Consider the following 24,772-nt stretch of genomic DNA (forward strand, 5'->3'; position numbering starts at 1 on the left):
CTATGAAGAATAATAAAGGGTTTAGCTTGATTGAACTGATGATTGCCGTTGCGATTATTGGTATTTTGGCCAGCGTAGCATACCCATCATATGTGCAATATGTCGCTAAAGGCGCTCGTGCCGATGGCCTTGCTGCATTATTGGAAGTTGCTAACTTGCAGGAGCAGTATTATTTAGATAATCGAGTTTACGCAACCGATATGACGCAGCTAGGCTTAGCTAGTGATCCGTATGTTGTTGAAAACGGTTTCTATAGTGTTGATTCAACCGGTACAGGTAGTTTTGTTGCTATCGCTACGGCGCTGGGAGCTCAGGCATCGCGTGATACAAGCTGTACCTCTATTCAAATCACAGATACAGGGGTTCGGACCCCTCAGGAGTGTTGGGAATGATCCGTTTTTTAATAGGGGGCTTGGTACTATTATCATCGACTAGTGAGGCTGCTGATACAGAGCTCAAGGAGTATAAGTGTTATGTTGCGACCAGCTTTAGTGAACAAATAACACTCTATCGTTGGCCTGCAGATAAAATGCATTATAACATGAAGCGACTGCCATTAAAGAAAATACCTAAGTCTGGCCCTGGAGCTAGACCATTAATTAAAGAGGTATTTGAGTGTGTAGAAAGCAGTTCTTCTTTTAAGTCGGCAGTGGCAAATAAGCTGGATGCAAACTTAGCTCGTTAATTGAATCATGAATGTGTAGTGATTAATGACTACACATCCATTGATAAATTATTTTATAACGTAAGAATATAGCTTCTTGTTATGCCTACTAGCATTCAGAAACGAGTATTTTGAGATTATTTTAAGAGCCTGTTAGTTACAATTAATTGTACCTGTAGCAAACTTAACCTTTCCTGATACGCTCAACTGTAAGCCTTTTGAATCAGAACTTGTTTTACTGCCAGGGCAATAGCTTAAGATCCCAGAACTAAAGCTACCACTAACAAAGCCATCGTTGCCGATAGTAATACTATTTTGATCGTAGTCGATAAAGTCACTCGTATTAAAACCGCCTATATTGAGCAGCACTTGATCTGTACCATCTATAGTATGTTGAGTTCCATTATCAACAAATACGCTAAAGCCGTTAATCCAATTACTGTTGCAAGTATTATTATTGAGTGGGCACACAGTTATACGTGTCCCATAACTAAGCGCATGACTGCGGCCAAATTGAATGGCTTGCTGTATGGTACGAATATTACTTTCTGCGCGGTAGCCTTCGTACATAGAGGTGAGTGAAGGTACACCAATCGTCAGTAATATAGCTGCAACGGCAATAGTCACCATCAACTCAACGAGCGTTACCCCTAGTTGTTTAATCTGCATCTGACTATTCCCTGTTTGACTGTCATTCTCTGACTTTTTAAATTTATGTTCTTAGCAGTCAATACTAGCAAAATCAGGGTATTGATTAAACTCTAAGCGAAGAATACTTGGCTGCTATATTTGCAAGAAAATTCGCTTGTGAGTAAATAAGCGTTATTGACAGTCAACGCTCTTGTTAGAGAATCTTACTCGGCCTGATTGATTAACGATAACAGCTCGCGAATACTCGCTATCAAGTAAATCAGGGCAGTAACGTAAAGTGCCATTTGTACCAGAAGCAAGCCCCTCTGGTTGAAATCGAATAGCTGCACGATTGTAGCTGATAGTGTCTCTATCACTGAAAGGTCCTATGCTATAAATGACTTGGTCATTTCCGTCTAGAATATTAGAGTCTCCGGAGTCAGTGAAAACTGTAATATTTTTTTGCCAGTTATCGGTGCACTTTTTCGCTTCTAGTGGGCAAACAGTGACCCTTAATCCGTATGCGACAGCATGGTTTCTCGCTAATTGAACAGATTGTTGTATTTTTCGAATGTTTGAGTCTGATCGTGCGTGAGAATAAAAAGCTTTTAATGAAGGTATGGAGGAAGATATTAAAATTGTGGCAACGGCCATAGTGACCATTAGCTCTATAACAGTAAAGCCAAATAGCTTGGTCTTCATATCCATTTCTTCCTTGAATTACTGAAGTATTTACATCCTGTAAATACTGGGAATATCTCAATACTGGCTAAGTATAGCTTCGAGTTTATAATTTTTTTGTAATTGTTCTATTTTATGAAGAGAGCATTTAGTTTCTTGGTGCTGCATAAATCACTTTGTACTTCAGAGTTTTGTTACTGCATGGTAAGCTACTGCGCAATCAAATTGCGTCTTTCAGCAAGTTCTTAGGGAGTTTTACAATGAAAAAAGTCGAAGCCATTATTAAACCATTTAAGTTAGATGATGTGCGCGAATCACTTGCTGATATCGGTATTACTGGCATGACTGTTTCTGAGGTGAAAGGCTTCGGTCGTCAAAAAGGGCATACAGAGCTGTATCGTGGCGCGGAATATATGGTCGACTTTCTACCTAAAGTGAAAATTGAACTAGTGATCCAGGATGAGCTACTTGAGCAAGCTTTAGAAGTTATCGTTGATACTGCCCGTACAGGTAAAATTGGCGACGGTAAAATTTTCGTGACTGATATTGAGCGTGTAATTCGTATCCGTACCGGTGAAGAAAACGAAGAGGCGGTTTAATTAGTTGCCCACTTTTTCGCATTATCTACGTATTGGATAGGTAATGCGAAAAAGCAGAACTGAAAGGTAATTTAGAGTGTTTAAGTATGTTTTACTCTTTTGGTTGTGCGGTTGAGTCCCTGATCACCGGTTCAGGTACAAAAACCTTTGAAAGTTGTGATGTTTCTTCTCTACGTTTAGCGATTAATAGCTCGGTTGCAATGTGGGCTATCTCTTCATTAGGCTGGTGGACAGTAGTTAGTTTCGGCCATGTTTGGCGTGAGAATGGACTATCCTCAAAACCAACAATTGATATTTCAGCTGGAATATCCACACCTTCTAATCTTGCCGCAAATAATGCTCCAGCTGCAATTTCATCGTTACAAGCAACAATAGCACTGGGTTTTATGCTTTGTTGTAATAGTGACTTAGCCCCTTGAACTCCTGACTCAAAAGAGTATTTACCGTCAATAATAAAGTTGTTATTCACGCTAATTTGATTGCTGGCTAATGCCTGTTTATATCCTGCTAAACGCTCTTTTGTTGATGCGTGCTCATGATCACCACTTAAGAACGCAATATTTTTATGACCAAGATCAATCAGGTGCTGGGTAATAGATATAGCACCAGATCTATCATCGACTAAAACTGCTAGTCCACTAGCAGACTCAAGTTTTTCACCGGCGACGATACGTACATAGCTGGCGTCTATTTTATCGAGAGCAGCCAAAATCACCGGGTCTTCAGAAAGAGGCGGTGTGAGTACGAGGCCTGATAAACGGTTGTGCTTAACCAAAGTCGTTAATTCTTCGCAGATATTATCAGCCCTTGAATTACAAGGGTGAATAAGTAGCTCATAGCCTAAATCTTTACAGGCTGAAAGAATGCCATTTTGCATATCAATGATGTAATAAGCGTTAGGGTTGTCATAAATAAAACCGATTACATAAGACTTTGTTCCAGCGAGGTTTCTTGCAGCCAAGTTCGGCTGATAATTAAGTTCTTTTATCGCATTATTGACTTTATCAATGGTGACCTGCTTTACAGAAGGTTCGTTGTTGGTAACCCGTGACACTGTTTTTATCGATACGCCAGCGTATTTAGCGACATCATTTATGGTGACTTTCATTAAGCGTATTCTCGTTAGTTACTCACTCACTTTTTACGACAAGCGGGGTAACACAAAGTTAACAAATGGCGTTTTTCGAAGGCGTTCTGCCCGAAGAATTAACGGTATAGTGCGAAGTTTTACGTCATTTAGCAATGAGAAGTGGTTAACTTTTTAAGTTTCAACACCAAGTAGAAAAAAAGTCTACTTGTTCGTTACAATTCACCTCTATATTTAACTCACTGTATTTTAATGATAATTAATATTGAAAAAATACACGCCTGTTATTCTTGGTGGGCAAAATTAACCTGTTGGTTATTTTGTTGTGGCGCAGCTGTTAATAATTGTGTAATGTTTGCACTAGACATGACAGCGTTGTCATTCCGATTCTGGAATGGTTATGGATATAAAAAAAGATAATAAGTTATGGAAGGGAAAACGAGATGCGACCATCTACCTTTAAGAAAAGTGTTCTAGCAACAAATATCGCGCTACTAATGAGTGGAGCAGTTTCTGTTTCAGCCATGGCGGCAGACGCTGATACGAAAGTAACAGCAGATGAAAACATTGAAAAAATTGAAGTTCGCGGTATGCGAGCGTCAATGAAAGCTTCAGTTAATGCAAAGAGATTCTCTGACTCAGTTGTTGATGCTGTAACAGCTGAAGATATTGGTAAGTTTCCTGATGGCGACGTGGGTGAGTCACTAGGTCGTATTCCAGGTGTTGCTGTAAACCGCCAGTTTGGTCAAGGCCAGCAGGTTTCGATTCGTGGTGCTTCAAGCCAGCTGACTCGTACTTTACTTAATGGACATGCTGTTGCATCTACAGGTTGGTTTGATCAGCAAGCCATTGACCGTAGTTTTAACTACTCGTTACTTCCGCCTCAGTTAGTAAGTGGCATCGAAGTTTATAAGTCATCACAAGCTGATATCACTGAAGGTGGTATTGGCGGTACGGTTATCGTTAAAACACGTAAGCCGCTAGATCTTGATGCTAATACAGCTTTCGTTAGCGCTAAAGGCGATTACGGTACAATTTCTGAAGAGATAGATCCTGAGCTATCTGGCCTTTATAGCTGGAAAAACGAAGATGAAAACTTCGGTATTTTAGTTTCTGGTGCAGGTTCACAAACTGAATATCAGCGTAATGGTATTGAAACCTTACTCGGTTGGGGAGAAATTGTTCCATCTACTTTCCAACAAGACCGTGAACGTACAGCATTTAACGTTGCTGCTCAGTACCGTCCAACTGACGCGCTAGAGTTTGGTTTAACGTATACAGCACTAGATCTTAAAGCAAACAACGCTAACACTTCTATTTTCTTATTCCCTACACAGCAGGGTGTTAATACTTGTAATCAGACAAATGCAGCTGGTGTTTGTACTGACATTACTCATACTGGCGAAGGCGGATTTGCTTGGGCTCAAACATGGGCTCGTGAAGCAGAAATGACTTCGGATACTATCGATTTTGATTTCAACTTCGAAGCTGAAAACTTTACAGTAGAAGGCCGTGTTGGTAACACTAAATCTGATGGTGGTACTAGCTTAACTTCTAACTATGGTAACTCAATCGGTCAACCTGGTGATTTTGCTGGTCACTATGATGCGACTGGTAAGATTATTGATATCGATATAGCTAAGCAAAACTTTGGTGCTGAAGATTTTAACGGCCAGCTTTCTACTGCAGCTTGGGCACTAAAGAAACAGCCTAATACTGATGAAGAAACATATGCTCAACTAGACTTTACTATTCCGGTCGATTTAGGTGCAATTAGCTCATTTAAAACCGGTATTCGTTATGCTGACCACGATGTAACTCAGCAAACTGATATTGCAACTGTAGGTGATATTGCAGTACGTGATGCTTCACATTACTACAATGGAACTATGTCATCAGGTGCTGGCTTTACCTTACCTAAGCCAGATTTTGATGCAATGATTGCAGACGCAAATGCCGCTATTACAGGTTTCGAGCGCGATAAGTCTGGTTACGGTACATTGAATGAAAAGAACCTTGCACTATATGCAATGGCTAGCTTTGAGTCTGAAGGTATTCGCGGTAACTTTGGTCTGCGTTATATCTCAACCGACGTTGAGTCTGATTACTATGAGCTGAGTGATACAGGTCAGTTCGCTGACAACTTAAGCACAGCTAAGTCAAGCTATAGCGATGTACTTCCTAGTGTGAACGTTGCATTTGACTTAACTTCAGACCTTATTCTACGTACTTCTGCGGCGCAGGTTATTTCTCGTCCTAACTACTCAGAGTTATTCGCGACTTCAACACTTCCAGGTTTGAATGACGGTACTCCAGGTAACGAAAAGCTAAACCGCGGCTCTGTATCACTTGCTCCATTCAAAGCTACTCAAGCTGATGTGAGCTTAGAATGGTACTTTGGTGGTGAAGGTCTTGCAGCAGTAACTTACTTTATTAAAGACGTAAACTCTTTCATCTCTACTCGTCAAAAGCTTAACCAACAGATTGGTATTGATGATAATGACCTTATCGCTCAAGGCGGCAGTGCATGTGGTGTAGGCGTATACGATTGCTGGACTGTAAGTGAAAAGTATAACGCTACTGGCGGTCGTATTGAAGGTGTGGAATTACAGCTTCAAGATTCATTTGAAAATGGTTTAGGTTACTCTGCTAACTATACGTACGCAGATGCTGGCTCACCAGCTGAAAACTACCCAGACCAAGTTGGCGTGTTCTCTGATTCTTCAAAGCACACAGTTAACTTAGTGGGTTACTACGAAATGGAATCATTCTCTGCGCGTCTAGCTTATAACTGGCGCAGTGAGTACATGATGCGTGAACTACCAGGCTTCTACGGTAACCGCCAGCACGAAGATTATGGAACACTTGATCTTAGCGCTACATACAGTGTTACAGAGTGGATGGACCTAACTTTCGAAGCTGTTAACCTAACAGAGGAAGATAGTGTGCAAACTGGTGTTGCCCCGCTTGATGCTGAAGTTATCCCAGAGTTCAAAGCTGACTACCCTGTATGGAGCTTTGAAGGTGAAGCACGTTACAAAGTTGGCGTAGCATTCCGCTTCTAATATAAATAATATAGTTGTAACTAAAGCCCAGCATTTGCTGGGCTTTTTATTAAACATTTAACATCATATTTTTTTCAAACTCGGTCTCTTCGGAGATAACTTATTAGATTAAGACTCTTTTTCAGCATAAATATAAGAGGGCGGCTATGGATATTCAAAGGGTAGCTATTGTTGGCGGAGGCACAGCGGGCTGGTTAGCTGCAAATCATTTAGGCCTAACAGCAATGGCACATAAATCGTTATCTGTCACTTTAATTGAGTCTGCAGATATTCCAACTATAGGAGTGGGGGAGGGTACAGTTCCTGCAATCCGTAAGTCATTAAAACGTTTTGGGATCAGCGAAACAGAGTTTATTAAGCGTTGCGATGCAACCTTTAAACAGTCGATAAAATTTGTGAATTGGTTAGATAAAAGCGCTCATGGCGAGAATAACTTCTATCACCACCTTTTTGATATGCCATCTGCAATGGGAGAGGCGCTGACACAAAAGTGGTTAGCTAAAAAACACGTTGCCTATGCTGGAACTGTGTCACCTCAACATGCTGTCTGTGAGGCTTATAAAGCGCCCAAAAGTATCAGTGATCCTGAGTATGCAGGTGCTTTGGGCTATGCCTATCACCTTAATGCTGCAAAGTTTGCTGAGCTATTAGCTGAAAACGCAAAAGAACGTTTTAGAGTTGAGCATATAACCGCAAATGTGGAAGAGGTGATATTGGCAGAAAGTGGTGAGATTGAGTCGCTTATCACAGATACCAAAGGCAGATTAGATTTTGACTTTTATATTGATTGCAGTGGTTTTGCTTCCTTAATGATAGATAAAGCACTTAAGGTGCCTTTTATTGATAAGGCGGATCAATTATTTGTCGATAAAGCGGTTGTAGTGCAAGTACCTACTTCACCTAATGACGTTATCCCTCCTTTTACGATTTCAACCGCACATCAGGCAGGCTGGATCTGGGATATAGCTCTAAGCAATCGCCGAGGCATTGGCTTTGTCTATAGCTCTAAATACATGGATGATGAAACTGCTGTTAGTAAATTAGATACATATTTAAATGGTAAGTTAGCTGAACATCAGTTCAGAACTATTCCGATGACGGTCGGTTACCGAGAGCGTTCGTGGGAGAAAAACTGCGTTGCGTTGGGACTCGCCCAAGGTTTTTTGGAGCCTTTAGAGGCAACATCGATTTTGTTGACAGATTTTGCTGCAAGTTATTTAGCGAGCCGGTTTCCTAAGTCAGTAGAGGATCTACCGAGTATGAGTCAACGCTACAATCATGTAATGAGTTACGCATGGGAGCGGGTCGTTGATTTTATTAAAATGCATTACTGTCTATCGGACCGCTCTGACTCAAAGTTTTGGATAGACAATCGTGATACTGGCACAATGTCAGATGAACTTTTGCAGCGCTTAGCACTTTGGCAAAACTTTGTACCTAATAAAGAGGACTTCTTTAGTAAGTTTGAAGTTTTTGATTTAGAAAACTACCTCTATGTGCTTTATGGAATGCATTTTCCAACTAAAGCTGAATTTGTATCAAACACTGAGATGCAAATGCCCAATGATTATCAGCATAGACTTGATAATATCTCGGCTCAGTTGGTGGCTAATCTACCACCGCAAAGAGAGTTATTAGAGAAAATAAAACAATATGGGCTCCAAACGATTTAATCGTTCAGCTAGGCTTTTCCCATTTCTGCCCATAAAGGGCTTGTAACTGTTGTTTATGGAGCGGAAAGTGTTGAGTGACAGTATTGAAGTAATGCTTAATGCTCTCGATACTAACGGCCTTTTCATTTGCTAAAGGTTTCATCGCTACTTGATTAAAGCGTCCTTTTCCGGCGAGTAAGCAGTACCAACTTGGAGTCAGGTATGCTGCAAGGCTATTGGTATTGGTTAGTACTTGCTCAAGATCTCCAGTAGGGTGATCCCATACGTCGATAATTTGCTTAAGCTTACTTGAGCAATTGTCGATATTGCGGGCATCAGACCAATACTGGCTATCGGTACGAGTATTTAAAAAGTAGTGTGCTTGAATATAATCTTTAATGGCATCGAGTATGCTATTCACTTTATTGTTGAAGAGGTTTTGCTGACTCTGGTAGTTGCGAGAGTAGCTGTTAATAAATTCCTCTAAAGTAAATTGCACTGACATTAGCGCTGTTGCTTCAAGTGGTTCAATAAAGCCTTGAGAAAGACCCACAGCTAACACATTTTCGTTCCAATGCTTTTCTACTCGGCCTAAACGCATTGATAAATGTTTTGCAGGCATTCCCTCACAACTTACACCGACATGAGCTCTAAGTTCTGCTTCGGCATCTTCAGGACTAATATGTTTAGATGAATAAACATAACCATTCCCGTAGCGACTGCTTAGGGGGATCTTCCAAGCCCAGCCAGCTGTCAACGCGGCAGACTCTGTAAATGGTGGGATTGGTTTAGAACAATCAATAGATGATGGAATTGCGATAGCCGAGTCGTTTAGTAAGCCGTCAGCATAGCTTTTATAAGCTGTGTTTAACGTTTTTCCTATCAATAATGCACTAAAACCTGTGCAGTCGATAAATAACTCAGATTCAAGCTTCCGTCCTGATGCTGTTAATAGCTGTTTTATCTGGTTACAGCTACTCATATTTACTTGGGTCACAGTATCGGATAGATGCCCCACACCCAAATTTTTAGCTCTGTTTTTCAGGTATTCTCCTAATAAAGCTGAGTCAAAATGATAGCCGTATTCCATAACACCATTTAGTTGAATATTCGTTTTCGGAGAGCGATTCTCCTTAGCAAGAAAACTCTGTAGCCAATAATTATCTGGATGTTCATCAACTAAGAAGCCTTGGCGTCTTAAATCTGTATTATGGATAAATGCTTTACCTGTTTTAAGATCAATGTTGGAGTAAAAAGGGTGGAAATAACTATTTTTTGATGAGTTTGATGCCCAATTTGGAAAGCTAATACCGCATTTATATGTGGCATTGCACTTTGGCATCCATTCTGACTCATCAATAGCAAGAGTTTCAAAAAAACGTTTTAATGCCGGAGTTGAGCCTTCACCTACGCCAATTTTAGGGATCTCCACTGAATCCAGTACAGTAATTTTGCAGCCTAAATGACCCCATGCATGCTGAAGTAAACTTGCGCTCATCCAGCCAGCAGTGCCACCACCAACAATGATGATTTCTTTAGGAGGAGTGGTGATCATAGTTAAATCTGCCTTTAGTAGAGAAAAGTAAGCTGCCGTTGATGTTAACTCACACTTATCTTCGGCAGACTTAGATACATAATTAGTGGCTTAAATCATATTGATTTTGCAGCTCTATTAGGCGTGATATTTGCTGCAGTGATACTAGATGGGCGTAGATTAAAGGCAGCAATCCGTTAGCTTTTAATGACAGAAACTCTTCATCGCTTAACTGGTTTAGAGCCTGCTCGTCGATAACATAAACGCCATCGATTTTGATTGGTTGCTCACTCTGGGTAAGCTTGACCGTTAGCTGTTTACTAGTAAATAGGTTTTTAGATGCTAATAACTGACAAACATTATTGGTTTGCTCGTTAAACTCAGCCATTTCAAGTAAAGCTTGAGTTCGTTTTTTAAGATAATCTGTTTGTTCTTTTTGACTATCGAATAAAGGGTGTGAGCCTTCAGTTGTCGTTGTGACTAACGGGCTCGAAGTATCAATACAAACAAGCACGTTATCATTATCTTGGCTGGTTTTGACTAGCGACAATGGGGCATTATTAAAGCCGCGTGGATTGACACTCGCTGGCCAATTTGTATCTTGGCTGTAGAGGTTTAAGCCTTGTTTAACCCCCATCATAGCCACGGGAATAAATTGTCCGGTTTCTGTATTCTTTACAAAAACTAGAGGGAATTCGGAGGCTAGGTGGTGAAACTCATGAAACACTACCGGAATAAGTTGCTCATTGGCAAAACGGCGGTAGTCCTTCGATTCTGTGATACATATATTTTGATGGGAATCTGAGTTAAGTGGAACGATATTAGTCATACTGATTTTTAACCTTTAGTTATTATTTATTAAGTGCTTATCGGTTTACTATTTGTCGGTTACAGATTAAGGCATTTGGCCATTCTTATTACATAACTAACATTGCTGTACCAGAAACAATTATCCAAGCTGCAAAGAATAGCTTGAGTTTATCTATCGGCAGAAACAGCGCGAGTTTCTTAGCTATTAATGCGCCGATGATGGCTCCTGGCCCTGCAAATGTGACAATATTAAAGTTGGTATCGCTATCAGCTGATAAGTGTATTCCTGCCGTTGTCCACACTGTTATAGCTGTGACAATGACCCCCGTTGCTACGGCTAAAGTAGGCTCTACTTTTCTTAACAACAGGTAAATCACTATTAGTTCGCCAACACCGACAGAAAGCCAAGCAGTGATCATCCCACCTAAATAACTGATGCAACCAAGTGCAATAAAATCAGTTAGCTCTACTTGATGACGTATTGGCGTTAATGACTTATTTAACTTGGAATGGCTATAAATTAGCGTAATACCGAGCAGAATTGAAAATAAGCTAAATGAATATTCTAGATTAGCTAACGGCGGGATCATTAATGATTCTATCGTCCATAGGCCCGCAACAGATAAAGGTGTTAACAGCAATAACAATAACGGCAGTTGTGTCCAACTGTGCTTTTTATTTTGTAGGTAGTAACTAAACCAGGCGACAGCACCAGTTGTCATGCCAAAGCACTGTATAGCAAAGGATGTAGAGATACTTTGCTCGTTTGTTAAGTTGAGACTATTGAAAACAGGGATGAAAATAACCCCGCCGCCAGCTCCCGTTGAGTTGGCAAATATAGCGCCAGTTATTCCTAGAAAAATATAGTGAAGATAATCTTGAATAAGTGCAAATGAGTTGGGTGATTGCAATACTAATTTTGACCAAAGGGCCACTAAACCCAAAAAAATAGGGATAGACCATAAGTTGCGAACGATTCTATTTTTTGTCAGCTCATTCATTAGATATCCAGTTTATTCTTTTTATCGCTGCCTATTAATCACGCTAAAAGCTAATGCGATGTTATCAATATTTGACAGCGTTGTCATATTTTTGGTTTCAACTCTTTTATTAAGGAATGACTGATTAACTTAAAAATGCCCTTGGCATAAAAATAACCACATTTAAATGTCAAAAAAATGTAGATATATTGTTCTGGTTTGTGTATGTTCACAAATGACAGCGTTGTCATCTGCTTGTGTGACATGTTGTTTGTAAGGTCTGCATGAAGAGGATGAGGTCTCCTGCTTTATGCCTTTGAGCAAACGAATATGTTTGTTACTCCTATATAGTCTCTCCCCAGAAACTATTGTGGGCCGAGTGTTTGATTACACTCGGCCATTTTTTTAAAGACGAAAAAATTTTAAATTAGGCGCGGTTGTTACCTGATGCAGTAAGTTATTTGATTCAATCTTTAGTCAGGTTTTGAATGGAGTACTTAAAGTGATTAAAACACGTTTTTATCTAGCACTAATGCTTACTTCTACTATCGTGGTAAGCCAATACGTTGTTGCGAAAACGGTCACCACAACTATTCCAGAAAGTTGGCAACTACAGCTAATGAATACCGCGTTAATTCGTGTCAATAGTCAATATCAGTTGCGCCAGCTTTCGACAGATATGAATCAAAAGCGTAAAGTTGAAGAGTCGCTAGCAGGTAATGTCGATGTATTTTGGAGCATGACCTCTTTGCCACTTGAAGAGCAACTCCTACCGATCAGGATCCCTATATTTAAAGGCTTACTAGGCAATCGCTTGCTTATTATCCGCCAGCAATCCCAGCAGCAATTTAATCAGGTAGATTCAAAATCAGATTTTTCGCAGTTTACCGCAGGTCAAAACCACTACTGGCCCGATGTCGATATCATTAAGGCCGCTAACCTTCCTATAGTGACTAGCTATAAGTATAAAAATCTATATCCAATGCTAGAAGGTGGTCGTTTTGATTACCTAGCCTTAGGTGCCCAAGAAATTTGGGAAGAGTTAGATAAACACCCTGATCCCGCATTAAAAATCGATGAGCGTGTGTTATTGCAATATCGTTCGCCTGCTTATTATTTTGTATCACCCGAACAACCACAATTAGCTCAAGACTTACAGCAAGGATTAGAGTCTATGGTGGCAGATGGTAGCTTCGACTCTATGTACAATCAGTATTTTAAAATTGATGAATTATACGCCAAGGCTAAGTTTGACCAACGGGTCATTATTAGACTCGATACTCCGGGGTTACATCACCTAACACCTGTTAATCGACCTGAATTATGGTTGGATTTATTTGATATTGAGGGAGTCAATTAAATGAAGTCTTTATCATTAAAGGTCCAGATCTGTTTAGCTTGCGCGCTGTTTGTAGTGGTCAGTATTTTATTCAGCGGAGCGTATTGGTTAGAGAAAAGTCGCCTACAACAGCAGTTTGTTGATTATCAGACTAATTCTCTAGCAAACCTGGAAGTCACCTTGGCCCAACCTATATTCAATTATGATTTCGAGCAAATAGATGCGGTACTATCGACTTTGCTTAAATCGCCACAAATTTATTCTATTGGGCTGCAAGATCATCGTGGGCAAGATATAGGTTCTGCTGGCCAGAGCGAAAAGATTGCTGAATCAGATCTCACTAAGCATCAATTGAGCTTTAGTCATAATGGGCAAGCAACTGGACAAATGAATATTGCTTATTCGCAGCAACCTATCCAATCAGCGTTAACTGACTTATTGATTACGTATTTGCTTATGGCTGCAATGATTTTGTTACTTAGTATTGGTGCAATTTACGTGATCTTAAAAGTACTTGTGACAACACCATTAACGCATATTGTTCACGCTATGGATGAGATTGCCTGTGGCGATGGAGACTTAAGTCATAAATTGCCGGTTGAAAGCCAAGATGAAGTTGGCCGACTGGCGGCTTCTTTTAATCAATTTGTCAGTCAAATTCATCTAAGCATTAGCAAAGTGAGTGAAACATCTCAGCAAATACTTATTGATGCAGAAGCGTTAGGGACATTATCCAGTGTTAACAATCAACGTGTGCAGTCACAATTAATCGATGCTGAAGCAGCAGTAACAGCAATGACTCAGCTTAACAGTCGCGCTAATGATGTTGCTGCATATGCTGGAGCAACGGCTGATGCCGCGACGGATGCGGATAGAAAGGTTGAACATAGTTATAGTGAATTTGACTCCGGACTTGCCTTGAGTGAAAGTCTTGCTCAAGAGTTAACCCTATCAGCAAAATCAGTTGAACAATTACAACAAGAAACCCAGAAAATTGATGAAGTTGTGGTGGTGATCAATGCTATTGCTGAGCAAACTAATCTGTTAGCGCTTAATGCGGCCATTGAGGCTGCTCGCGCTGGTGAGCAAGGGCGAGGCTTTGCTGTTGTTGCCGATGAAGTGAGAACGTTAGCTAGCCGAACCCAGCAGGCAACTGGCGAGATCCAAAAGATGATTCAAATGGTGCAGCGCAGTGTAAAAGAGACTGTAAATGCTATGCATTCTAGCAAAAGTTTATCAGACGATGCAGTAACGCATTCAACCGAAATCAAGTGCTTATTAACTAAAGTTTCTGAAATTGTGTCAAACATAAGTAATATGAACCTAGACGTTTCAGCTGCTGCTAAAGAGCAAACAGAAGTGACTTCAAGCATATCGATGACTCTTAATCAGTTAGTTACTTCATCAGGTTCAGCATCTACAGATAGTGAAAGACTAGCTCAATCGAGTGATCGTTTATTTCTACAGGGGGAGAAGTTACGAGATCTTGTTAAATCGTTCCGCTTATAAATAAGAATATAGAATAAGGAAAGTCATGAAGATTAAATTGATAGTAGCAGCGGTAGCGGTTGCAATGGCAACCACAGCTTGTTCAAAACAGGCTGCAGATGAACAAATATCCCCTGTAACTGTGAGCTCTCAAGCTGCCAGCGCAACCACTCAACTCACGCAGTCAGTTCTCGATAAAATAGGTCATACATTAGAGATCCGCTATCGCGTGGTGACAAATGTGCCTGATGAGAACTGTGATAAAGAAGTGGGCAATGGCCGCTGCTTCTTAGCTGAAATAGATTTAACTTCTGCAATTGATATCAATAATAAAGACTGGTCGATTTATTATTCGCAAATGCGTCCAATACAGAGCATCGTCGGTGACGAGTTTGATATAACTCGTGTGCAAGGTGACTTGCATAAAATCACTCCTGCTGCAGGCTTTAAAGGGCTTAAAAAAGGCGAGAAAACGACTATTCAGTTCCGCGGTGAGCTTTGGCAATTATCTGAAATCGACGGAATGCCAAATTATTATATTGCGGCTGAAGGTCTAGAGCCTGTCATTATTAGTAGCACGCAACTAGCGGTTGATGCTGAAACGGGTATGGAAGTGCGTCCTTATGTGGATGCGTATACCAATAGTGAAACGCAGTATAAACGCCGTGAGACAGATAAGCTTGAGTGGGCTACAAGCTCGGTGCTTTATAACAATAATCTAAATACACCTGTTGATGCAGTCCTTGCTGAAAATAGCATTTTACCGACACCGGCTAAGGTTAAGCTGAAAGCCGGAGAGCTGCCTGTATCACTAGATGCAGGTTTAAATGTTGAGCTTAATGATGTGGGGGCTACCGCTGTCAGCGCGGCATTGCAAAGACTCGCTCGCATTGGTGTTAAGCAAAGTGCTAAAGGAGTGAAAACCGAGTTATTACCATTAACGACTAGCACCTCAGCTGGTCAGTATCATCTTGATATTTCAGCAGAGGGGATCCAAATTTTTGCAGCTGATGATGCCGGCTTCTCTTATGGTCTTGCGTCTATTGCTTCGTTAGTAAATACAGAAACATTAGCGGTTAATCCTATTTTTATCGATGATGAGCCACGTTATGATTTTCGCGGCATGCATGTGGACGTATCACGTAACTTTCATAGCAAACAGTTAATTTTAGACCTGTTAGATCAGATGGCAGCATATAAGCTGAATAAATTGCATCTGCATATGGCTGACGACGAAGGCTGGCGCTTAGAAATTAATGGCTTACCTGAATTAACAGACATTGGCAGTAAGCGTTGTCATGACTTAAGCGAAGATACCTGTTTATTACCTCAGTTAGGTAGTGGTCCATTTAGCGATGCTAAGGTCAATGGCTACTATAGCAAAGCAGATTATATTGAAATTCTGCAATATGCTAACGCCAGACAAATACAAGTTATTCCATCAATGGATATGCCTGGGCATTCAAGAGCGGCAATTAAATCAATGGAAGCGAGATACCGCACCTTAATGGCGGCAGATAAAACTGAAGAAGCAAAGCAATATCTATTATCTGATAGTGATGATAAAACGGTTTACTCATCGATTCAGTACTATAACGACAATACATTGAACGTATGTATGGAGTCGACTTTTACCTTTATCGATAAGGTGATTGATGAAATCGCAGCACTACACAAACAAGCTGGAGTGCCATTAGATCTTTACCATATTGGCGCCGATGAAACTGCCGGTGCATGGATTGAATCTCCTGTCTGTAAAGCCTTTATTGCCAATAATGACAAAGACGTAAAGAGCATGGATGAGCTCGGTGCTTACTTTATCGAAAGAACCTCCCAGCTATTGGCAAACAAAGGTATTGAAGCTGCTGGGTGGAGTGATGGCATGAGTCATACTCGTCCAGAAAACATGCCAAAGAAAGTGCAGTCAAACATTTGGGATGTTGTAGCACATGGCGGCCATAAACGCGCTCACCAGCAAGCAAACCTAGGCTGGGAGGCCGTACTTGGTCAGCCTGAAGTCTTGTACTTTGACTTCCCTTATGAGGCCGACCCGAAAGAGCATGGCTATTACTGGGCTAGTCGAAACACTAACTCGCAAAAAATCCACAGTTTTATGCCAGGTAACTTGCCGGCTAATGCAGAGCAGTGGACCGATATTGAAAACTTACCTTTTGAAGCTGACGATACAGTAATAAAAGATGAAGCTGGTAACGTGGTCAGCGGCCCGCTAAAAGCAACAGAGAAGTTTGCCGGTATTCAAGGTCAGCTCTGGAGTGAAACGGTGCGTAGCGATGATGTTGCTGAATACATGATGTTTCCTAGAGTGATGATGCTTGCTGAGCGCGCTTGGCATAAGCCTAATTGGGAAGTGCCCTATCAATACCAAGGTGCGGTTTATAATCAGCAAAGTGGTTTCTTTACTGAAGAGATGCGTGCCGCGCAGGCCAACGACTGGTATCGTATAGCCAATACTCTTGGCGCTAAAGAACTATTAAAGCTTGATAAGGCTAATATTGCTTACCGAGTACCAACACCAGGCGCTGTTATAAAAGACGGTAAACTGTTTGCTAATGTGATCTTCCCTGGGCTTGATATTGAATATCGGTCAGCTGGTGGGCAATGGCAAGCGTATGCTGAGGGCGTAACTGTTACAGCGCCTGTTGAAGTTCGAGTGATAGCTGCAGACGGTAATCGTAAAGGCCGCACATTAGTTGTTAAGTAACAATTGGCTAACAGTTGTTATCTACAAAATATGTAAGTAATAACTAAGCTTGAATGTAGCAGTACCAAAGGTGTTGCTACGTTTTTTTATGTTTTATAAAGCTAGTTTAAAAAACGAATGACAACGCTGTCATTATTGTTGTAACATGAAGTTAACTTGGTGGGCTTTTACACATAAAGTCTAGATCCATTCTGTATATAAAAGAATGAGAACGATAAAGAGGTCTGTCATGGGCATGAGCCAGACGAAAGAAGAGTCGCTATACATAGGAATTGACGGTGGTGGTAGTAAGTGCCGTGCAACAATTTACACTAGTGACTATCGTATTTTAGGCACAGGGGTAGCGGGACGTGCTAACCCACTTCATGGCCTAGCTCAAACGTTTCAATCAATTGAAGAGTCAACGCAGCTAGCATTAGCTGACGCAGGATTGGCGCCGAGCGACGCCAAGCGTTTAGTTGCTGGGTTAGGTTTAGCAGGGGTTAATGTCCCAAGACTTTACCAAGATATTGCGACTTGGCAGCATCCATTTGCCAGTATGTACTTGACGACTGATCTGCATACCGCGTGTATTGGCGCACATCAAGGCCAAGAAGGCGCCGTTATTATTACAGGCACAGGCTCTTGTGGTTATGCACAAGTTGCAGATACAGAACTATTTCTCGGTGGCCATGGCTTTGCTCTGGGCGATAAAGGCAGTGGAGCTTGGCTTGGTTTAAAAGCTGGCGAGTGTGCACTATTAGACTTAGATGGCTTTGGTGACAAAACGGTATTGAGCCAGCGACTATTTGATTATTTTGGTGTCGATAGTGCATTAGGGATCGTTGAAAACCTTGCAGGTCAATCATCTAGTACCTACGCAAAGCTTGCTAGAATCGTGTTTGAAAGTGCTGCAAAGAAAGATAGCGTTGCGCTCGATATTGTCCGTGAAGGCGCGGGGTATATCAGTGAACTCGCACGTAAGTTATTTGAAGTTAATCCCCCGCGATTTTCAATGATAGGTGGACTTGCTGAGCCACTCGCACCTTGGCTTGATGAGGATGTAGTAGCAAAAATGTCTCCTACCTTACAGCCACCAGAGTGGGGCGCAGCATTTTTCGCTCAGCAACAACATGCTAAGGCTTAATTGGCCTAAGACTCTAAAGCAAATATGTCGATACGATAGCGGTACATTTAAGTAAGTGAGAACAAAATGAAGCAAACGATAATTGCAGATCGCGTGTTTGATGGAGATGAACTCCATACTGGCTTGCCTATCACGTTTGAAGATGGGCACATCTTGGCATTTGATACCATGCAAGGTGCCAAAGAGTCACGTTTAAGTAGTTTAGTCACTCCTGGCTTTATTGACGTACAAGTTAATGGCGGAGGAGGCGTACTATTTAACTCATCTCCTAATGTCAAAGGGATTGCAGCCATTGGTAAAGCCCATGCTAAATATGGCACCACGGCATTTCTACCGACATTAATTACAGATGATCTGAATGTCATGCATCAGGCTGCTGATGCGGTTGCAGCAGCATTAGAACAAAAAGTTGCGGGTGTAGTCGGTGTACATTTTGAAGGACCACACTTAAGCGTACCTAAAAAAGGCGTGCATCCTCAGCCATTTATTCGTCGTATTTCAGATGCAGAGCTGGAGATTTTTAGCCGCCAAGACCTTGGTATTAAAGTTGTTACTCTTGCACCTGAGAATGTGTCGACAGAAGTTATCGAAGCGCTGGTAAAATCAGGTGTTAAGGTGTGTTTAGGTCACTCTAATGCTGATTACGATACAGTGAAAGCTGCACTCGATGCTGGCGCAAACGGTTTTACTCATCTTTATAACGCCATGTCAGCGCTGGACTCTAGAAAACCAGGTATGGTTGGCGCAGCGCTTGAAAGCACTGAAGCTTGGTGTGGCTTAATTGTTGACGGTCATCACGTGCACCCTGCATCTGCTCGAGTCGCAATTAATGCTAAGCCTAAAGGCAAGGTGATGTTAGTGACTGATGCGATGCCACCTGTCGGCTTAGATGAAGAAGTTAGTTTTGAATTGTTTGGGACTCAGGTATTAAGAGTTGGCGACAGGCTAAATGCAGTGACGGGCGAGCTTGCTGGTTGCGTACTCGATATGGCTGGCGCCGTTGCTAACACTGTTAATATGCTAGGGCTTGCACCTGAGGAGGCTATTCGTATGGCATCTCTTTACCCTGCTGAATATTTAGGGTTAAGTCATCAAATGGGTAGGCTGCAAGTGGGTGGACGTGCCGATATGGTGGCTCTTGATGATAACTACCAAGTGGGGCGGACCTATATTGGAGGAGAGCTAGCGTTTACTCGCTAGTTGTTGACAGTTGATGAGCTGCACAGGGTTTATCCCTTAAACTTGAACTATTAAATGGAGCCTCAGTAGTGAATACTACGGAGGCTTTGTTTTAATCAAACCCTTTATAAAGCCAATAAAACTAAAATAAAAGGCTCTTTAGATGACGACAATAACTAATACTACTGCTGAAAAAGCTAACTCAGCGGAAAATCCCTCGGGGCAACAAACCATTAAACCAGTAAAGAAATTAAGGCTTAAATCTCTTGATGCTTTACGTGGTTTTGATATGTTTTGGATTTTAGGTGGTGAAGCGTTATTTGCTGCTTTACTCGTATTAACTGGTTGGGCAGGGTTTAAATGGTTTGATGCACAAATGCATCACAGTGCTTGGCATGGTTTTACGTTTTACGACCTGATTTTTCCGCTGTTTATTTTTCTATCTGGTGTCGCATTAGGCTTATCGCCAAAACGCTTAGATAAACTGCCTTTACCGCAACGAACACCTCTATATAAACATGCTATAAAGCGATTACTGTTACTACTATTGTTCGGTGTTATTTATAACCATGGTTGGGGCACTGGTGCACCGGTTGCCATAGGCGAGGTGCGCTATGCCAGTGTATTAGGTCGTATTGCTTTCGCTTGGTTTTTCTGTGCGTTATTAGTGTGGCATACGAGCTTACGTACGCAAATCATTACCGCTGTTAGCGTATTAGTTGGTTATGCATTATTGCAAACATTTCCTTTTATTACCCTTAATGGTAGCGGCGCATTCAGTGCTACTGGTTCGATAAATGCAGCGGTAGATACTTTGTTACTACCGGGGGGCACTTATCAAAATGCAGCGGTAGATCCAGAAGGGATATTATCTACTATACCGGCTGTGGTTAATGCATTATTTGGTGTGTTTGTCGGTCACTTTATCGTTAAGCCTCATATAAAAGGTGAGTGGTTTAAAGTGGGGGTATTAACGGCTTCGGGGATCACGCTAATTGTGTTGGGCTGGCTTATCTCACCACTGATACCTGTTAATAAAACTCTATGGACCAGCAGTTTTACTTTGGTTACAGCGGGGTGGAGCATTCTGTTGCTGGCTTTGTTTTACGCCATCATTGATGTAGTTAAAGTGCAGAGGTGGGCGTTTTTCTTTACCGTCATAGGCTGTAATTCGATTGTGATTTATATCGCTAGCAGTATCGTTAATTGGAAATACACTGCACAAAGTTTATTTGGTGGTGTGATAGCGAGCTTGCCTAATAATGTACAGGCTTTAGCCGGTGTTATTGCTTTACTCTTGGTGCAATGGTTAGTGCTTTATTGGATGTACAAGCGCGGAATTTTCGTTAAAGTTTAACCTTTGATGTGGCAACGCTAGGCTGAAGACCGCTGTCGGATCTTATCTTTTTATTCGCTAAGCGTTTCGGCTTAGCATGCGCCGTCAATAGTTTTGTCATTATTGGTTCTAAATGCGGCGTAGACCGCATGCTCATTGGAGATAGGATCCATATGATATATCCGAAAACACAAATAAAATAAAAATGACAGCGTTGTCTTTTTGGCTGCAATGTTTTAACATCAGTGAAACAATAGGCGGGCTAAGACATCAATAACAACGTTAATGATGGCCAGATAGAACTGTTAGTTTCGTTGAATTTAGGCTCTTGTGAACTGCACTTGCCAAATAATAAGCAGCTAGAAGTCTGCAACAACAAAGTAGCGACAATGAAGGATGGGATAACAGATTAATCTGGTATCATAAAATCAATTACTATAAGAAACAGGTTTAATATGACAGCAACGACTCAGGCTCAAGCTAGCCCAAAGAGCAGTTTACTGCCTATGACTATTATAGGTGTGCTCTTTTTTATCTTCGGATTCGTGACTTGGCTTAATGGCTCACTGATCCCATTCCTTAAAATCATCTGTGAGTTAAATGAGTTTCAAGCGTTGTTCGTAACGTTTGCTTTCTACATTGCTTATACCGTGATGGCGTTACCTATGTCATCCATACTTAAAAAAACAGGCTATAAAAATGGTATGGCAATAGGCTTGGCGATTATGGTCGTCGGCTCATTACTGTTTATACCTGCAGCACAAAGTGCCAATTATATGCTGTTTCTTGGTGCTCTATTTGTGCTGGGTACAGGCTTAACTATTTTACAGACTGCATCAAACCCTTATGTTGTACATATTGGCCCTAAAGAAAGCGCTGCAATGCGTATTAGTATCATGGGGCTAATTAACAAAGGTGCTGGCGTTATTGTACCTATTTTGTTTACAGCGCTAGTGTTATCTGGATTTGAAAACTTTACCGCAGAGCACTTAGCTGCGTTAACTGAAACTGAGCGCCAAGCACAGATCAATGAGCTATCTTCTAGACTTGTTATGCCATATATCTACATGGCTATCGCACTGACATTTTTGATTGGTCTTGTTAAGTTTTCTTCGTTACCAGAGCTTGAGTTTGAAGGCGCTGATGATCACCAAGAAAAGGGCAGTATTACTCATTTCCCACAAGTTGTATTAGGTGCCTTAGCTCTATTTGCTTATGTTGGTGTTGAAGTGATTGCCGGTGATACCATCGGTCTTTATGGTGAAAGCTTAGGTGTGAATAATTTCGCCTCACTCACTTCGTATACCATGGTGTTTATGGTATTTGGTTACATCATTGGTGTGACTTGTATCCCTAAGTTTATTAGTCAAGAAAAGGCATTGTTAGGTTCAGCTATTGCGGGGATCTTATGTGTTATCGGTGCGTCTTTAGGTTCTCGTGAAAGTACTATGATTGCGGATATTTTATGGGGCTGGAGCGGTATTCCAGTTATTCCAGATACAGTGACTTTTGTGGCACTCATGGGGCTTGCTCATGCGCTTGTTTGGCCTTCAATTTGGCCGCTAGCATTAGAAGGTTTGGGTAAGTATACCGCTCAAGGTTCTGCACTATTGATTATGGGGATTTCTGGCGGCGCTATTTTACCGCTAGTATTTGGTAAGGTTGCACACTTTGCTGATAATACTCAGGTAGCCTATTGGGTTGCATTACCATGCTATTTATTCATCTTATTCTACGCCTTAAAAGGTCACAAGATGCGCAGCTGGTAATCAAGTCTACTGTGTTATAAAGGAGCCTTTTAGGCTCCTTTTTTATTTTCAGTTTGGCATAATTTCGTAGTGCTAGTTAGGTGCCGTATCAATTATGCTTTGGTTGAAAGTAAGCGGAGGTATTTCTGGTGATGCTACACAACAGTTAGCTATAGCAGTAACCTTACTATACGAGGTACACAAGCTATTTTAAGCTTGATATATGATAGGACCACTTAGAATCATAGTAATGAGTACAAGAGCTTTATGACTGGCTCTATGAGTGTCTTAATTATTAATGAGGGCATCTGCTGGTTATGTTACAAAAGAGATTGGTTATGACTTAAAGCCTTATCCCCGACATAGGTTTTATGAATTTTGGCTAGAGTGGAGGGGGAGCGAGCTATTAACGGAAGTGCTAAATGGTGAATTTAATACTATCAAGGTTATTGAACTTGAAGCTATAAATAGCAGATACAAAAAAGCCACTCATTGAGTGGCTTTTTTGTTTTTATGGTGCCGGCACCAAGAGTCGAACTCGGGACCTACTGATTACAAGTCAGTTGCTCTACCAACTGAGCTATGCCGGCTTATTTGCTTAACAAGTTACTAAGTAAATAGTGAAACTCATTAATNNTTCGGGCAACTAAGTATTACGTTAAGTAAAATCTTAGATTTGCTACTGCAAACTAACTGACTTCAAAGCCTGTGCCGTTTGGAGTGCGCGTATAATATAGCGATGTTTTATAGCGTGCAAGTGCTTTTTAGAATGTTTTGCTAAGTTTTCTTAAATTGACCGCTCAATCGACGCATGATTGAGCATTGCGAATGAAATCTATACGAGAATGGTTGTTGTAGCTGTCATTGTTAAGGGCCTTTTATGAAAGCTAATAATTGCCAATCAGTGAGATGTGTAAAATACAATCAGCCAAACGAGAGTATATTTATTTTTTAGTAGGCCATTACTCAGTTGCTACTGATTGATTTTTATTCATTGCTGACTAAAGTGATTTTGCGATAATTTGGTCTCTAGGCAAAATTACATTTGTTTTAGGTTTTGCTTTGGCTATATCTCTGGTGTGTATGTTTAAGTTGTTTATCTGCAAATTAGAACCCGCCGTGAATAGTTTGAATTTGGATTCATAAGATCCAGAACAGGCAAATCGCCAAACATAAACCAAATCTCAGTTTTGGGTTGAGTTAATACCAATTAGTATAAAGATTTGGTCGCTCAGCGAGAATTTAGCGGCACAGAGACAAGGTCATTAAGTGCTCCTGCTTTAATGACATTCACCACATCCATGTGGTTTGCAACGAGTGAAGAGCATAGTGATTCTACGTTCAAGCTTGTTAACGCAGTATCAGAGCCGCTAAAACTCGCCATTCTGGAGCGCTTTTGGCTGCCTACTTCTGCGTTGAATAACTTCACAAGGGAATAACCATTCTTTCAGTTATTCGCCTTGAATTAGTTTGCCAAAATAGCTCTGAGAAGATCAACTTCTTATACTCATTGGTATAAAACTCCAATTAGAGTGAGGATCGTTCGCTAACTTTTAAGTTAATGTGTAATGAAATCATTTGGTACATAGCAATAACTAGTGAATAGGTGAAAAGCGGAATAGTTAGCGATATCTAATTGGTTCATTTAATCGAAATTTAGACACAAAAAAGCCACTCGATTGAGTGGCTTTTTTGTTTTTATGGTGCCGGCACCAAGAGTCGAACTCGGGACCTACTGATTACAAGTCAGTTGCTCTACCAACTGAGCTATGCCGGCTTATTTGCTTAACAAGTTACTAAGTAAATAGTGAAACTCATTAATAAATGTTGGTGCCCGAACCCGGAATCGAACCAGGGACACGAGGATTTTCAATCCTCTGCTCTACCGACTGAGCTATTCGGGCAACTAAGTATTACTTAAGTAAACCTTAGATTTGCTACTACAAACTAGCTGACTTAAAAGCCTGTCTCGTTTGGAGTGCGCGTATAATATAGCGATGTTTTTTGTGGTGCAAGTGCTTAGTGGTTTGATTGCGCAACAAATAGACTTTATTGCTAATTTAGCCATGTTTTAGTTATTTTTTGCGCTTTATCGGGCTTGAAATGACTTGGCTTGAGCGAATAGCAGTATA

The 24,772-nt window shown here is 41.0% G+C and carries 19 protein-coding genes and 3 tRNA genes; 12 read left to right on the plus strand and 10 right to left on the minus strand.

Translation table 11 applies throughout. The features are described 5' to 3' along the window. The first annotated feature begins 2 nt into the window (after positions 1-2). Together AB4298_RS08490 and AB4298_RS08495 are read left to right on the plus strand one after the other, a co-directional pair. The gene (locus AB4298_RS08490) at positions 3-392 is read left to right on the plus strand and encodes a type IV pilin protein (RefSeq protein WP_371986334.1); all 390 of its coding nucleotides are present in this window, start codon (positions 3-5) and stop codon (positions 390-392) included. Then, positions 389-685, plus strand: coding sequence for a TapY2 family type IVa secretion system protein (locus AB4298_RS08495; protein ID WP_248997519.1), 297 nt, complete (start codon positions 389-391; stop codon positions 683-685). Before AB4298_RS08490 ends, AB4298_RS08495 begins: the two co-directional genes overlap by 4 nt. A 132-nt stretch (positions 686-817) precedes the next feature. Here AB4298_RS08495 and AB4298_RS08500 read toward each other — a convergent pair whose 3' ends face one another. Together AB4298_RS08500 and AB4298_RS08505 are read right to left on the minus strand one after the other, a co-directional pair. After that, positions 818-1,333, minus strand: coding sequence for a GspH/FimT family pseudopilin (locus tag AB4298_RS08500; RefSeq protein WP_371986335.1), 516 nt, complete (start codon positions 1,331-1,333; stop codon positions 818-820). A gap of 153 nt (positions 1,334-1,486) precedes the next feature. Then, a complete protein-coding gene (locus tag AB4298_RS08505) occupies positions 1,487-1,996 on the minus strand; it encodes a GspH/FimT family pseudopilin (protein ID WP_371986336.1) in 510 nt (169 codons plus the stop codon). Positions 1,997-2,235: 239 nt separating this feature from the next. Between AB4298_RS08505 and AB4298_RS08510 the strand changes: the two genes are divergently transcribed. Beyond that, a complete protein-coding gene (locus AB4298_RS08510) occupies positions 2,236-2,574 on the plus strand; it encodes a P-II family nitrogen regulator (RefSeq protein WP_012154353.1) in 339 nt (112 codons plus the stop codon). Positions 2,575-2,665: 91 nt separating this feature from the next. Here AB4298_RS08510 and AB4298_RS08515 read toward each other — a convergent pair whose 3' ends face one another. Then, positions 2,666-3,682, minus strand: coding sequence for a LacI family DNA-binding transcriptional regulator (locus AB4298_RS08515; RefSeq protein WP_248997516.1), 1,017 nt, complete (start codon positions 3,680-3,682; stop codon positions 2,666-2,668). 422 nt (positions 3,683-4,104) lie between these two features. Between AB4298_RS08515 and AB4298_RS08520 the strand changes: the two genes are divergently transcribed. Together AB4298_RS08520 and AB4298_RS08525 are read left to right on the plus strand one after the other, a co-directional pair. Next, entirely contained in the window at positions 4,105-6,726 is a 2,622-nt protein-coding gene (locus AB4298_RS08520; protein WP_371986337.1) for a TonB-dependent receptor, read from the plus strand. A gap of 146 nt (positions 6,727-6,872) precedes the next feature. Further along, positions 6,873-8,399 (plus strand): tryptophan halogenase family protein, encoded by a 1,527-nt coding sequence (locus tag AB4298_RS08525; protein ID WP_371986338.1) that lies wholly within the window; start codon positions 6,873-6,875, stop codon positions 8,397-8,399. Positions 8,400-8,403: 4 nt separating this feature from the next. On the opposite strand, the gene AB4298_RS08530 is transcribed toward AB4298_RS08525, so the two are convergent. The 3 genes from AB4298_RS08530 to AB4298_RS08540 all read right to left on the minus strand — a co-directional run bounded on the left by AB4298_RS08530 (position 8,404) and on the right by AB4298_RS08540 (position 11,723). Then, complete coding sequence (locus tag AB4298_RS08530; RefSeq protein WP_371986340.1) at positions 8,404-9,933, minus strand: tryptophan halogenase family protein; 1,530 nt, start codon at positions 9,931-9,933, stop codon at positions 8,404-8,406. 82 nt (positions 9,934-10,015) lie between these two features. After that, a complete protein-coding gene (locus tag AB4298_RS08535; protein WP_371986341.1) occupies positions 10,016-10,741 on the minus strand; it encodes a SapC family protein in 726 nt (241 codons plus the stop codon). Between the two features lie 88 nt (positions 10,742-10,829). After that, positions 10,830-11,723: a sulfite exporter TauE/SafE family protein gene (locus tag AB4298_RS08540; protein WP_248997511.1), complete on the minus strand. Its 894-nt coding sequence runs from the start codon at positions 11,721-11,723 to the stop codon at positions 10,830-10,832. 511 nt (positions 11,724-12,234) lie between these two features. Between AB4298_RS08540 and AB4298_RS08545 the strand changes: the two genes are divergently transcribed. The 7 genes from AB4298_RS08545 to AB4298_RS08575 all read left to right on the plus strand — a co-directional run bounded on the left by AB4298_RS08545 (position 12,235) and on the right by AB4298_RS08575 (position 22,661). Further along, positions 12,235-13,062 (plus strand): transporter substrate-binding domain-containing protein, encoded by an 828-nt coding sequence (locus tag AB4298_RS08545; protein WP_371986411.1) that lies wholly within the window; start codon positions 12,235-12,237, stop codon positions 13,060-13,062. Further along, a complete protein-coding gene (locus tag AB4298_RS08550; RefSeq protein ID WP_371986342.1) occupies positions 13,063-14,550 on the plus strand; it encodes a methyl-accepting chemotaxis protein in 1,488 nt (495 codons plus the stop codon). A 25-nt stretch (positions 14,551-14,575) separates the two neighbouring features. After that, the gene (locus AB4298_RS08555) at positions 14,576-17,251 is read left to right on the plus strand and encodes a beta-N-acetylhexosaminidase (RefSeq protein ID WP_371986343.1); all 2,676 of its coding nucleotides are present in this window, start codon (positions 14,576-14,578) and stop codon (positions 17,249-17,251) included. Between the two features lie 229 nt (positions 17,252-17,480). Further along, positions 17,481-18,377, plus strand: a complete 897-nt coding sequence (nagK, locus tag AB4298_RS08560) for an N-acetylglucosamine kinase (RefSeq protein ID WP_371986344.1) — start codon at positions 17,481-17,483, stop codon at positions 18,375-18,377. A gap of 66 nt (positions 18,378-18,443) precedes the next feature. Continuing rightward, positions 18,444-19,577, plus strand: a complete 1,134-nt coding sequence (gene nagA, locus AB4298_RS08565; RefSeq protein ID WP_371986345.1) for an N-acetylglucosamine-6-phosphate deacetylase — start codon at positions 18,444-18,446, stop codon at positions 19,575-19,577. A 142-nt stretch (positions 19,578-19,719) separates the two neighbouring features. After that, positions 19,720-20,913, plus strand: coding sequence for a transmembrane glucosamine N-acetyltransferase NagX (gene nagX / locus AB4298_RS08570; protein WP_371986347.1), 1,194 nt, complete (start codon positions 19,720-19,722; stop codon positions 20,911-20,913). 434 nt (positions 20,914-21,347) lie between these two features. Beyond that, on the plus strand, positions 21,348-22,661 hold the full coding sequence (locus AB4298_RS08575; RefSeq protein ID WP_248997505.1) for a sugar MFS transporter: 1,314 nt from the start codon (positions 21,348-21,350) through the stop codon (positions 22,659-22,661). A 493-nt stretch (positions 22,662-23,154) separates the two neighbouring features. Here the strand turns inward: AB4298_RS08575 and AB4298_RS08580 are convergent. The 4 genes from AB4298_RS08580 to AB4298_RS08595 all read right to left on the minus strand — a co-directional run bounded on the left by AB4298_RS08580 (position 23,155) and on the right by AB4298_RS08595 (position 24,544). After that, a tRNA-Thr gene (locus AB4298_RS08580) sits at positions 23,155-23,230 on the minus strand. Positions 23,231-23,871: 641 nt separating this feature from the next. After that, a complete protein-coding gene (locus tag AB4298_RS08585; protein WP_371986348.1) occupies positions 23,872-24,069 on the minus strand; it encodes a hypothetical protein in 198 nt (65 codons plus the stop codon). Positions 24,070-24,341: 272 nt separating this feature from the next. Next, a tRNA-Thr gene (locus AB4298_RS08590) sits at positions 24,342-24,417 on the minus strand. Between the two features lie 51 nt (positions 24,418-24,468). Continuing rightward, positions 24,469-24,544 (minus strand) — tRNA-Phe (locus AB4298_RS08595). Positions 24,545-24,772 lie beyond the last annotated feature (228 nt).

It is taken from the genome of Shewanella sp. 10N.261.52.F9, from assembly GCF_041471165.1.
Classification (GTDB): domain Bacteria; phylum Pseudomonadota; class Gammaproteobacteria; order Enterobacterales; family Shewanellaceae; genus Shewanella; species Shewanella marinintestina.